The organism is Pseudoalteromonas sp. NZS71 (assembly GCF_015864715.1).
In the GTDB taxonomy this organism is placed as follows: domain Bacteria; phylum Pseudomonadota; class Gammaproteobacteria; order Enterobacterales; family Alteromonadaceae; genus Pseudoalteromonas; species Pseudoalteromonas arctica.
In genome coordinates, this window is the sequence record NZ_JADYWS010000007.1 from 1 (window position 1) to 13959 (window position 13959).

8 protein-coding genes and 1 pseudogene are annotated in these 13959 nt (G+C 42.7%); all 9 read right to left on the reverse strand.

Annotation, left to right across the window (positions count from 1 at the left end):
* Window positions 1-77: pseudogene (locus tag I6E85_RS06015) on the reverse strand (elongation factor Tu); the annotation flags it as partial.
* A gap of 62 nt (window positions 78-139) precedes the next feature.
* Window positions 140-2254: an elongation factor G gene (gene fusA / locus I6E85_RS06020; protein ID WP_007580132.1), complete on the reverse strand. Its 2115-nt coding sequence runs from the start codon at window positions 2252-2254 to the stop codon at window positions 140-142.
* A 27-nt stretch (window positions 2255-2281) separates the two neighbouring features.
* Entirely contained in the window at window positions 2282-2752 is a 471-nt protein-coding gene (gene rpsG, locus I6E85_RS06025) for a 30S ribosomal protein S7 (RefSeq protein WP_010555004.1), read from the reverse strand.
* A gap of 97 nt (window positions 2753-2849) precedes the next feature.
* Window positions 2850-3224 (reverse strand): 30S ribosomal protein S12, encoded by a 375-nt coding sequence (gene rpsL / locus I6E85_RS06030; protein ID WP_002958885.1) that lies wholly within the window; start codon window positions 3222-3224, stop codon window positions 2850-2852.
* Window positions 3225-3418: 194 nt separating this feature from the next.
* Window positions 3419-7594, reverse strand: a complete 4176-nt coding sequence (gene rpoC / locus I6E85_RS06035; RefSeq protein WP_007580130.1) for a DNA-directed RNA polymerase subunit beta' — start codon at window positions 7592-7594, stop codon at window positions 3419-3421.
* A gap of 104 nt (window positions 7595-7698) precedes the next feature.
* Complete coding sequence (gene rpoB / locus I6E85_RS06040; protein WP_007580127.1) at window positions 7699-11724, reverse strand: DNA-directed RNA polymerase subunit beta; 4026 nt, start codon at window positions 11722-11724, stop codon at window positions 7699-7701.
* A 271-nt stretch (window positions 11725-11995) separates the two neighbouring features.
* A complete protein-coding gene (gene rplL / locus I6E85_RS06045) occupies window positions 11996-12358 on the reverse strand; it encodes a 50S ribosomal protein L7/L12 (RefSeq protein WP_002958882.1) in 363 nt (120 codons plus the stop codon).
* A 76-nt stretch (window positions 12359-12434) separates the two neighbouring features.
* Window positions 12435-12929 (reverse strand): 50S ribosomal protein L10, encoded by a 495-nt coding sequence (gene rplJ, locus I6E85_RS06050; protein WP_002958881.1) that lies wholly within the window; start codon window positions 12927-12929, stop codon window positions 12435-12437.
* A gap of 322 nt (window positions 12930-13251) precedes the next feature.
* Window positions 13252-13956: a 50S ribosomal protein L1 gene (gene rplA, locus I6E85_RS06055; protein ID WP_007580124.1), complete on the reverse strand. Its 705-nt coding sequence runs from the start codon at window positions 13954-13956 to the stop codon at window positions 13252-13254.
* Window positions 13957-13959 lie beyond the last annotated feature (3 nt).

A 13959-nucleotide genomic window follows, 5' to 3' on the forward strand; every position in this document is an offset into this window, starting at 1 on the left:
GTTTTACCGTGGTCAACGTGGCCGATTGTACCAACGTTTACGTGCGGTTTTACGCGTTCAAACTTTTCTTTTGCCATCTTAAAAAATTCCTAATAAAGAAATTAAAGCCTGACTCACTATTGAGCCAGACAAGCTAAAATTATATAACAGCGCGAGCTGAAATTATTGTATCTGCAACGTTTTTAGAGGCTTCAGCGTACTTCACAAACTCCATAGAGTATGAGGCACGGCCCTGTGTTGCAGATCGTAAAGCAGTCGCATAACCAAACATTTCAGAAAGAGGAACCTGCGCATTAATTTGCTTAAGTCCACCTAATGCATCTTCCATGCCTTCGATTATGCCGCGGCGACGGTTTAAGTCGCCAACTACATCACCCATATTTGAATCAGGAGTGAGTACTTCAACCTTCATTACTGGCTCTAGTAGTACAGGGTTAGCTTTAAGCGCCCCATCTCTCATTGCCAGTGAACCTGCTATTTTAAATGCCATTTCATTCGAATCTACGTCATGGAATGAACCATCATATAAAGTCGCTTTAACGCCAAGTAATGGGTAGCCTGCCAGTACACCTTGAGACATTTGCTCTTGGATACCTTTGTCTACCGCAGGGACGAACTCTTTAGGAACAGAACCACCTACGGTTTCGTTAACGAACTCGTAAATTGGTGACTCATCATCCGTAATATCCATCGGTTCAAGTTTAATCCAAACGTGACCATATTGACCACGACCACCTGACTGACGTATAAACTTCCCTTCAACCTTAACAGTTGAACGAATAGCTTCTCGGTATGAGACCTGCGGCTTACCAACGTTACATTCAACACTGAATTCACGTTTCATACGGTCGACGATGATATCTAGGTGAAGTTCACCCATGCCAGAGATTATAACCTGGCCTGATTCTTCGTCAGTTTGTACTCGAAAAGAAGGGTCTTCAGCAGCTAGTTTACCCAGCGCGATACCCATCTTATCTTGGTCAGCTATAGTGCGGGGCTCAACCGCAATAGAGATTACTGGTTCAGGGAATTCCATACGCTCAAGCGTAATAATAGAATTCGGATCACACAGTGTTTCACCTGTTGTTACGTCTTTAAGACCAATAGCTGCCGCGATGTCGCCTGCGAAAACTTCTTTGATCTCTTCACGAGAGTTTGAATGCATCTGTACGATACGGCCAAGTCGCTCACGCTTACTTTTTACTGGATTATATACCGTGTCACCCTGTTTAACAGTACCAGAGTAAACACGGAAAAAGGTCAAGGTTCCAACAAACGGGTCTGTTGCAATCTTAAAAGCGAGTGCAGCAAACGGCGCTTTATCATTAGCTGGACGTTCTTCCTCAGTACCATTTTCTAGGATACCTTGGATTTGTTTCACTTGCTCTGGTGAAGGCATATATTCAACAACGCAATCAAGCACAGCTTGAACACCTTTGTTTTTAAATGCGCTACCACAAGTAACTGGAACAATCTCATTAGCTAATGTTCGTTGGCGTAAAGCATTTTTAATTTCTGCTTCACTTAACTCTTCACCTTCTAAGTATTTATCCATTAGTTCTTCTGTTGCTTCAGCAGCGCTTTCAACTAAGTGAGAGCGCCATTCTTCAGCTAATTCCAGAAGTTCTGCCGGTATTGCCTCATAAGAGAAAGTCATACCCTGGTCCGCTTCGTTCCAGTTAATCACTTTCATTTTTATAAGGTCAATAACACCTTTAAAGTCGTCCTCAGCGCCTACAGGCAACTGAATTGGAACAGGCGTTGCTCCAAGACGAGATTTCACCTGGCTAACCACAGCTAAGAAGTCAGCGCCCGTGCGATCCATTTTATTTACGAAGATCATTCTCGGAACTTCGTATTTGTTCGCTTGACGCCAAACTGTCTCAGTTTGCGGCTGTACACCAGATGAAGCACAAAGAACAACTACCGCACCATCTAATACGCGTAAAGAACGCTCTACTTCGATAGTGAAATCTACGTGTCCTGGAGTATCAATAATATTGATACGATGGGCGTCAAATTGAGCGTCCATCCCTTTCCAAAAACACGTTGTTGCAGCAGAAGTGATTGTGATACCACGCTCTTGTTCCTGCTCCATCCAATCCATAGTTGCAGCGCCATCATGTACTTCACCGATCTTATGAGAAAGACCCGTGTAGAACAGAACACGTTCTGTTGTGGTGGTTTTGCCTGCATCTACGTGAGCGACAATACCTATATTACGATAGCGCTCAAGTGGAGTTGTACGTGCCATATGATCCTCTTAAAGGTTAAAGACAGATTACCAACGGTAATGAGCGAATGCTTTATTCGCTTCAGCCATACGGTGAACGTCTTCACGTTTCTTAACCGCAGTGCCTTTATTATCAGAAGCGTCAACGATTTCTTGAGCTAAACGTAAGCCCATAGATTTTTCGCCACGCTTACGTGCAGCGTCTACTAACCAACGCATACCTAATGCGTTACGACGAACTGGACGTACTTCAACTGGTACTTGATAAGTTGAACCACCAACACGGCGAGATTTAACTTCTACCTGTGGGCGGATGTTATCAAGTGCAGTTTCAAAGATTTCTAGGTGCGACTTGCCTGATTTCTCAGCAGCCACGTCTAGCGCACCATAAACAATTTTTTCAGCAGTAGATTTCTTGCCGTCTAACATCACGATGTTAACGAATTTAGCAAGAAGTTCCGATCCGAACTTAGGATCTGGAAGAATTTTACGTTGACCGATTACGCGTCTTCTAGGCATTTTGTATCTCCGGTTTATTCAGGTTTGCTCTTTCGAGTCAATCACCCAAAACAATAATTATAAATATTTAGTGCTTGGCCTTACTAACGGAAAACAATTAGCCTTTAGGGCGTTTTGCACCGTATTTAGAACGAGCTTGACGACGATCGCTAACGCCTGCACAGTCAAGTGCACCACGAACAGTGTGAAAACGCACACCTGGTAAATCTTTAACACGACCACCACGGATTAGGATTACACTATGCTCTTGAAGGTTATGACCTTCACCGCCAATGTATGAAGTTACTTCGAAACCGTTAGTTAAACGTACACGTGCTACTTTACGTAACGCCGAGTTTGGTTTCTTAGGTGTAGTTGTATATACGCGAGTACATACACCGCGCTTTTGCGGACACGCTTTTAGTGCAGCTGAGTTACTTTTCGTAACCTTGCTACGGCGTGGCTTACGCACTAGCTGGTTAATAGTTGCCATTTAAATAGCTCCTGAAATTAAAATTACTACTGAAAAAAATAAAAAATCCGCCCTTTATTTACGAGCCTGCATTAAGCACACAAGTAAATGGGTGGCGGAATTTTAATGAGCAAAGTTTAACCTGTCAACCTAAACTAACCGCAAGACAGCATATAACTGACTTGCGATCACTTAATCTATTGATTAAGAACAGTTTATTGATTTCCAGACAAATCAGCATTTAAAGCGTCTGTAAGTGCTTGAGTTGCCTCTTCTGCACTTACTGTTTGCTCTTCTACTACTACTTTGCTTTGTTTACGGCGAGCCATACGTTCTTGATGATACGCAAAACCGGTACCGGCTGGGATCAAACGACCCACAATTACGTTTTCTTTAAGACCGCGAAGCTCATCGCTCTTACCATTCACTGCCGCATCTGTAAGAACACGTGTTGTCTCTTGGAAAGACGCTGCAGAGATGAAAGATTCTGTTGCTAGTGATGCTTTTGTGATACCCATTAACTGGATTTCAAACTTAGCTGGTATCTTACCTTGTTTTTCAAGGTCACGGTTTGCGATATTAACGCGCGCCACTTCGATTTGTTCACCGGCTAAGAAGTCAGTATCACCGCCGTGCATAATGGTACATTTACGTAACATTTGACGGATAATTGTTTCAATGTGCTTGTCATTGATCTTAACGCCTTGCAAACGGTAAACCTCTTGCACTTCGTTAACGATATAGTTAGCAACATGAGTCACACCACGTAGGCGTAAGATGTCATGCGGTGATTCAGGACCATCGGCGATAACTTCACCTTTAGACACTTGCTCACCTTCAAACACGTTAAGTTGACGCCATTTAGGAATCATCTCTTCGTAATGATCACCTTCAGCTGGAGTAATAACTAAACGCTTCTTACCTTTAGTCTCTTTACCGAAGCTAATTGTACCAGTTACTTCAGCTAATATAGCTGGTTCTTTTGGCTTACGAGCTTCAAATAAGTCGGCTACGCGTGGTAGACCACCCGTGATATCACGAGTTTTCGAACCTTCTTGCGGAATACGTGCTAACACGTCACCTGGGTTTGCTGTAACGCCGTCAATAACTTCAATCGTCGTGAATGAAGGAAGACGTGTTTCTTGCAGACCGCGCTCTTCACTTTCGATGATAAGCTTTGGTTCTTTCGTATTTACTTTAGCAAGATCTTTTACAACTACACGGGTTAAACCAGTTAGCTCATCAGTCTGTGCTTCAGTATTTGAATCATCGATATCGCTGAACGATACTTTTGATTTATGCTCAAGAACGATTGGGTGACTATGCGGGTCCCAAGTAGCAACGATATCGTTACCTAGAACTTCAGCATTGTCTTGCACTGTTAATACCGCACCGTAAGGTACTTTATAACGCTCTTTCTCACGACCATGACTATCAATGATAGTAATTTCCGTAGAACGAGAGGTAATAACAATCTTACCGTCTGTGTTTAATACGTACTTAGAGTTATGAAGTTTTAATGTACCGTTAGTTTTAACTTGTACATTATTTTCTGCAGATGCTCTAGATGCCGCACCACCGATGTGGAAAGTACGCATTGTTAACTGTGTACCCGGCTCACCAATTGACTGTGCCGCGATAACACCCACTGATTCACCAGCGTTGATGATATGACCACGTGCTAGGTCACGACCATAACAGTTAGCACAAACACCAAAGTCATTATCACAAGTGATAACAGAACGTACACGAACTTCATCTACTGAATGCTCTTCTAAAAGATCACACAGTTTTTCGTCTAGCATGATATTACGTTCAACAAGCACTGTATTAGTACCTGGAATCACAATATCTTCAGCAACAACACGACCTAGAACACGTTCACGAAGTGCTTCTACAACATCACCACCTTCAATAAGCGGTTTCATTGTTAAGCCATCTTCTGTGCCACAGTCATCTTCATTGATTACCAAATCTTGTGCAACGTCTACTAGACGACGCGTTAGGTAACCCGAGTTTGCTGTTTTAAGTGCTGTATCGGCAAGACCTTTACGCGCACCATGCGTTGAGATGAAGTACTGAAGTACGTTTAGACCTTCACGGAAGTTAGCTGTGATTGGAGTCTCGATGATTGAACCATCTGGACGTGCCATTAGACCACGCATACCCGCCAACTGACGAATCTGTGCAGCACTACCACGAGCACCTGAGTCGGCCATCATAAACACTGAGTTAAATGACGGTTGCTCTACTTCTTCACCTTGTGCATTAATAACTGTGTCTTTCGACAAGTTAGACATCATCTCACGTGATAAGTTTTCGTTTACACGTGACCAGATATCGATAACTTTGTTGTACTTTTCACCAGCCGTTACAAGACCTGATTGGAATTGTTGGTTGATTTCAGTAACTTCAGCTTCAGCTGATTCAATTATCTGTGCTTTAACCGGTGGGATAACTAAGTCATCAATACCGATAGAAACACCTGACTTCATTGCATAATGGAAACCGGTGTACATAACTTGGTCAGCAAAGATAACTGTATCTTTAAGACCTAGACGACGGTAACACTCATTCAATAAGCCAGAAATCTGCTTTTTACCTAGCGGCTGGTTGATTGACGCAAACGGCATGCCTTTAGGTAAAATTAGAGACAGAATCGCACGACCAACAGTTGTATCGATAACAGTAATAGTATCTTCTACTACGCCGTCTTCGTTTTTAACTGATTGGCTAATACGTACTTTCACAATTGCGTGAAGGTCTGCATTGCCACTGCGGTATGCTTTTTCTGCTTCTTTTGGATCTTTAAATATCGCGCCTTCGCCTTTAGCGTTAATGCGGTCACGAGTCATGTAATAAAGACCCAATACAACATCCTGTGAAGGAACGATGATTGGCTCACCATTCGCAGGAGATAGAATGTTGTTTGTTGACATCATCAATGCACGAGCTTCAAGCTGCGCTTCGATTGTTAACGGTACGTGTACCGCCATTTGGTCACCATCGAAATCGGCGTTATAAGCCGCACATACTAATGGATGCAAATGAATCGCTTTACCTTCGATAAGCACAGGCTCAAACGCTTGGATACCCAAACGGTGAAGTGTTGGTGCACGGTTAAGTAATACTGGATGTTCACGAATTACTTCGTCAAGTACATCCCATACTTCCGGAACTTCACGTTCAACCATCTTCTTAGCAGCTTTGATTGTCGTAGCCATGCCGCGACGTTCTAATTTGCCATAGATGAATGGTTTGAATAGCTCTAGTGCCATCTTCTTAGGAAGACCACATTGGTGAAGCTTAAGTGTAGGACCAACTGTGATTACAGAACGGCCTGAATAATCCACACGCTTACCAAGTAAGTTCTGACGGAAACGACCTTGCTTACCCTTGATCATATCAGCAAGAGATTTAAGAGGACGTTTGTTAGAACCTGTAATTGCACGACCACGACGACCGTTATCAAGTAGCGCATCTACCGCTTCTTGTAACATACGTTTTTCGTTACGTACAATAATGTCTGGTGCTGCTAAATCTAGTAGACGCTTAAGACGGTTATTACGGTTAATAACACGACGGTAAAGGTCATTTAGATCAGATGTCGCAAAACGACCACCGTCTAATGGTACTAATGGGCGTAGATCAGGTGGCAATACTGGAAGTACTGTCATGATCATCCACTCAGGGTTATTACCTGATTGGTGGAACGATTCCATTAACTTAAGACGTTTAGTGATTTTTTTACGCTTAGTTTCAGAGTTAATTGTTGGTAACTCTTCACGCATCTCAGCAATTAATTGAGCAAGATCAAGTTCACGAAGCAAGTCTAAAACTGCTTCAGCACCCATCTTAGCTTCAAACTCATCACCGTGCTCTTCTAGTGAATCTAAGTATTCTTCTTCACCTAATAACTGACCACGCTCAAGCGTTGTCATACCAGGTTCAGTTACTACGAATGATTCGAAGTAAAGAACACGTTCAATATCACGAAGCGTCATATCTAGCATTAAGCCAATACGTGACGGTAATGATTTTAAAAACCATATATGTGCAACTGGGCTCGCAAGGTCGATATGACCCATACGATCGCGTCGCACTTTAGTGAGTGTTACTTCAACGCCACACTTTTCACAGATCACACCACGGTGTTTAAGGCGTTTATATTTACCACATAAACACTCATAATCTTTCACTGGGCCGAAAATACGGGCACAGAATAAGCCATCGCGCTCAGGCTTGAAAGTACGGTAGTTAATAGTCTCAGGTTTCTTTACTTCACCGTATGACCATGAACGAACCATGTCTGGTGAAGCAAGACCAATGCGAATTGCATCGAATTCTTCGGTCTTATTTTGTTGCTTCAGAAACTTAAGTAAGTCTTTCACCTTAGCTCTCCTGTCGGAGTTAATCTTGAGGACGGATAATCTCGTCCCTACATTCTATTCAGCCGTAACAGATGCTGCAGCGTTAACTGCAGCATCTAATTGGCTTAATTTTCTTCCAACTCGATGTTGATACCCAGTGAGCGGATTTCTTTCAACAATACGTTGAACGATTCTGGCATACCTGGTTCCATTTTATGGTTACCATCAACGATGTTTTTATACATCTTAGTACGACCGTTCACGTCATCCGATTTCACTGTTAGCATTTCTTGTAGAGTGTAAGCAGCACCATAAGCTTCAAGTGCCCATACTTCCATCTCACCAAAACGCTGGCCACCGAACTGTGCTTTACCACCCAGCGGCTGCTGAGTAACAAGGCTGTAAGAACCAGTAGAACGTGCGTGCATCTTATCGTCAACCAAGTGGTTAAGTTTAAGCATGTACATGTAACCAACAGTTACTTGACGTTCAAACTGATCGCCAGTACGGCCATCATAAAGTGTAACCTGACCACTACGAGGATAGCCCGCAAGCTCAAGCATGTCTTTGATTTCGCTTTCTTTCGCGCCATCAAATGCAGGAGTAGCTATTGGTAAACCACCTTTTAAGTTTTCAGCTAGACGACGAATTTCGTCATCAGTGAAGCTAGCAATATCTACAACTTGGCGAGATTCGCCAATTTCGTATGCTTGCTTGATGAAGTCACGTAGCTCATGAAGCTCACGTTGCTCTTTCATCATCTCTTCAATACGTTCACCGATACCACGTGCAGCAAGACCCATATGTGTTTCAAGGATCTGACCGATGTTCATACGTGATGGTACACCTAGTGGATTCAATACGATATCTACCGTACGACCTTTGTCATCGTAAGGCATATCTTCTACTGGTACGATAGTCGAGATAACACCTTTGTTACCATGACGACCCGCCATTTTATCACCCGGTTGGATACGACGTTTAACAGCTAGGTATACTTTAACAATCTTAAGTACGCCTGGTGCTAAGTCATCACCTTGGGTAATTTTACGACGTTTGTTTTCAAACTTCTTATCGTATTCAGCTTTAAGTTCATCGTACTGTGCAGCAAGCTGCTCAAGCTCAGCTTGCTTGTCTTCTTCAGCAAGGCTTTGCGTAAGCACTTTTTCAGCATTTAGAGATGCAAGTTTATCTTCATCAAAACCAGCAGCTATAAGTAGCTTACGTGCACGGTCTAAAACGCCTGCTTCTAAAATACGGAACTCTTCGTTGAAGTCTTTCTTCGCTTCGCGAAGCTGCATGTCTTCAACTTCTAACGCGCGTTTATCTTTTTCAACACCATCACGGGTGAAAACTTGCACGTCAATTACAGTACCAGTTACAGAATTTGGTACACGTAAAGAGCTGTCTTTAACGTCAGACGCTTTTTCGCCGAAGATAGCACGCAGTAGCTTCTCTTCAGGTGTAAGCTGTGTCTCGCCTTTAGGAGTCACTTTACCTACTAGGATATCGCCGCCTTTAACTTCAGCACCAATATATACAACGCCTGATTCATCAAGCTTGCCTAGCGCAGACTCACCCACATTCGGGATATCTGCAGTGATCTCTTCTGGACCTAATTTAGTATCACGGGCAACACACTGTAGTTCTTGAATATGGATAGTCGTTAGACGATCTTCTTCAACTACGCGCTCTGATAACAAGATTGAATCTTCGAAGTTATAACCGTTCCATGGCATGAATGCCACGCGAAGGTTTTGACCAAGGGCTAAGTCACCTAAGTCAGTCGAAGGACCATCTGCTAACACGTCACCACGAGTAACCGGTTCGCCAACCATACAAGTTGGTTTTTGGTTAATACATGTATTTTGGTTTGAACGTGTGTATTTGGTTAAGTTGTAGATGTCGATGCCCGCTTCACCAGGAATGCGTTCTTCTTCATGTACATTTACAACGATGCGACTTGCGTCAGCATACATTACTTCACCACCACGTTTAGCAACGATAGTTACACCAGAATCTTTCGCTAGTGTTAACTCAATACCAGTACCTACTAACGGCTTATCCGCTTTCAATGTTGGTACTGCTTGACGTTGCATGTTTGAACCCATCAATGCACGGTTAGCATCATCGTGTTCTAGGAACGGGATAAGTGCTGCCGCTACAGAGATCACCTGTTGTGGTGATACATCCATATACTGCTGGTCCATGCGACCCATAAAGGTAGATTCACCTTTGTGACGACATGGGATAAGTTCATCAACAAACTCATTGGTTTCAGTTAAGTTTGAGTTCGCCTGTGCGATAACAAACTGACCTTCTTCAATGGCTGATAAATAATCAACTTCATCAGTTACAACACCGTCTACCACTTTGCGGTAAGGTGTTTCTAAGAAACCGTAGTCATTTGTACGTGCGTACGTAGACAACGAGTTAATTAGACCGATATTTGGACCCTCAGGAGTCTCGATTGGACATACGCGACCATAGTGAGTTACGTGAACGTCACGTACTTCAAAGCCTGCGCGTTCACGAGTTAGACCGCCCGGACCTAATGCAGAGATACGACGTTTATGCGTAACTTCTGATAGTGGGTTATTTTGGTCCATAAACTGTGATAACTGAGATGAGCCGAAGAACTCTTTAACAGCTGCCGAAATAGGCTTAGCGTTAATAAGATCTTGTGGCATTATCGCGTCAAGGTCACCTAAGCTTAAACGCTCACGTACAGCACGTTCAACACGTACTAAACCAACACGGAATTGGTTCTCAGCCATTTCGCCAACACTACGTATACGACGGTTGCCTAAGTGATCGATATCATCAACATCGCCTTGACCGTTACGAATAGCAATTAATACTTTCATAACAGACACGATGTCTTCTTTGCTTAATGTGCCAGGGCCTGTGTCTGTATCGTAACCAACACGGCTATTGAACTTCATACGACCTACAGTAGATAAGTCATAACGCTCTTCAGAGAAGAACAAGTTCTGGAATAAGGCTTCAGCCGCGTCTTTCGTCGGTGGCTCGCCTGGGCGCATCATGCGGTAAATTTCTACTAGTGCTTCTAAACGGCTGCTTGCAGAGTCAATGTTTAATGTATTTGACATGTAAGCACCGCTGTCCACTTCATTGATATATAACGTATCAATTTTAGTGTAACCGGCTTTAACCAATTCAGCCATTAGCTCTAGAGTTAGCTCGTCATTTGCATTTGCAATAACTTCACCAGTTGACTCATCAACATAGTTTTTAGCTACAATACGGCCAATGATGTACTCATGTGGTACTTCTAATTGCTTAATGCCTTTCTTTTCGATGCTCTTGATGTGGCGAGCCGTAACACGACGACCGCTTTCAACAAATACTTCACCGTCTTCGCTCTTGATATCAAAAGCGGCAGTTTCACCACGTAAACGCGAAGGTACAAGTTCCATAAGAACTTTACCATTCGTTACTTCAAACGTAGTGTTATCGAAGAACATATCTAGGATTTGTTCGCTAGAATACTCTAGTGCACGTAGGATGATAGACGCCGGTAATTTACGACGACGGTCAATACGTACATATAAGTTATCTTTTGCATCAAATTCGAAGTCTAACCATGAACCACGGTAAGGTATAACGCGTGCGTTATATAATACTTTACCCGATGAATGGGTTTTACCGCGGTCGTTATCAAAGAATACACCAGGGCTACGGTGTAGCTGAGAAACGATAACACGCTCTGTACCATTGATTACAAAAGTACCGGTATCTGTCATGAGCGGAATTTCGCCCATGTAAACTTCTTGCTCTTTAATGTCTTTAACTGTGCCTGGTGCTTCTTTGTCCATAACAACAAGACGCAGTTTCACGCGAAGTGGAGCAGAATAAGTCACACCGCGAATTTGACATTCTTTTACATCGAAAACTGGCTCACCAATACGGTAACTTACGTATTGAAGCTCAGAATTTCCCGAGTAGCTTTTAATAGGGAACACAGAACGGAAGGCAGCTTCCAAACCATGATCGCCATCAGCGTCCGGCACTAAGAATTTTTTAAACGATTCTAACTGTGTAGACAGTAAAAAAGGTATATCCAAAACTTGTGGACGTTTACCAAAATCCTTACGGATACGTTTCTTTTCAGAATAAGAGTAAGCCATGGGGTTCCTCAGCTTGCTGATCTTTGACCCGACCTGTTCTTGTAAGAACAGACTTAACTGGCAGCTATGCCAAGATTTTACAACATTTAACTGTTGTTCTAATTAGATCCCACTTTAACACTAGCAAACTATAAAGCGTTGAAAGTAAAGAAAAAACCAGATTTTATTTGAACTAAAAGAGTGCATCACTCTATAGCGCAAAAAGGCCGGTGATTAAATAATCACCAGCCCTTGCCTGATTTCTCAGGCAGCGAACTTAGCAAAAGCTAAATTACTTAACCTCAACTTCAGCACCAGCTTCAGTAAGATCTTTTGCAAGTGCTTCAGCTTCTTCTTTAGATACACCTTCTTTAACAGGTGTAGGAGCAGCTTCAACAAGAGCTTTCGCTTCTTTAAGGCCAAGGCCAGTTGCGCTACGAACAGCTTTGATTGCAGAAACCTTGTTAGCGCCAGCGCCAGTAAGGATTACGTCAAATTCTGTTTTCTCTTCAGCAGCTTCAGCAGCTGGACCAGCTACCATTGCAGCTGCAGCAGTTACGCCGAATTTTTCTTCCATTGCTTCGATAAGAGCAACAACGTCCATTACTGACATTTCAGCAATTGCGTCAAGGATTTGGTCTTTAGATACAGACATTACAAATTTCCTAATAATTAACGGACATTACGTCCAAATAAATTTTACACCGAAAGTGAGATTAAACAGCTTAAAATTAAGCAGCTTGCTCTTCTTTCTGTACACGTACTGCTTCAATTGTTTTACACAATTTGCCAGCAGACGCTTCTTTCATAGCACTCATTAAGCGTGCAACAGCTTCGTCGTATGTAGGTAATGTAGCAAGCATTGCTGCATCAACAACATTTCCTTCAAAAGCGGCCGTTTTAAGCTCGAATTTCTCATTCTTTTTCGCGAAATCTGAAAAGATACGCGCAGCAGCACCTGGGTGCTCTGATGAGAAAGCGATTAAGCTTGGACCAACAAATGAATCAGAAAGACACTCAAAATCTGTTCCTTCAAGAGCACGTTTTGCTAAAGTGTTACGGACAACTTTCATCCAAACACCATTTGCACGAGCTTCTTTACGAAGGGCAGTGATTGCGCCAACTGTTACACCACGAGAATCTGCAACAACTGCAGATAGAGCACCATTGGCTGCTTCGTTGACTTCAGCAACTATTGCTTTTTTGCCTTGAAGATTTAAAGCCATGGGTGTTACTCCTGGTTTAATGGGGATACCGATTATCGGATTCCCCTGTTCTACTCTTCCCTACCAAACAAGGTAGAGATGCTTTTTACGGCGAGAGCCAGAAGGATTAGGAAAAATCTATCTGGGGTCTACACCGTCTACGTAGGTGAATATTAAGGCCGAAGCCACCTACGGTCTTGGACGGAAGCCCAATTTATCGTTAACCCCGAAGGCTTAACGAAATTATGGACTTCAACCCGAATTCTTTACTTTGCCAATTAATAAATTAATCAACAAAATGGCGCGAAATTATAGTACAAATTTCACGCCATGTAAACACTGATTAAGCTACAGTTGTGCTTAAAGTGTTTTGGTCAACAGAAACGCCTGCGCCCATTGTTGTAGAGATAGTTACTTTCTTCAAGTAAACACCTTTAGCTTGAGAAGGTTTAGCCTTCTTAAGCGCAACAATTAGAGACTCAAGGTTTTGTTGTAATTGCTCTGCAGTGAAATCAACCTTACCAATAGTAGTATGGATGATGCCATTTTTGTCATTACGGTAACGTACTTGACCTGCTTTAGCATTTTTAACTGCTTCTGCAACGTTAGGCGTTACAGTACCAGTTTTAGGGTTTGGCATTAGACCACGTGGGCCTAAGATTTGACCTAGTTGACCAACAACACGCATAGCGTCTGGTGATGCAACAACAACGTCAAAGTTCATCTCGCCTTTTTTAACTAGTTCAGCAAGATCTTCCATGCCTACTAATTCAGCACCGGCTTCTTTTGCAGCTTCTGCATTAGCGCCTTGTGTGAATACAGCAACACGAACGTCACGACCAGTACCGTTAGGTAGTACAGTAGCACCACGAACGTTTTGATCAGATTTACGAGCATCGATACCAAGGTTAACGGCAACGTCAACACTTTCTACGAATTTAGCTGTCGCTAACTCTTTTAAAAGAGCAACTGCTTCATTGATTTCGTAATCTTTTGTTACTTCCACTTTTTCGCGGATAGTACGCATACGTTTAGTTAATTTAGCCATTTC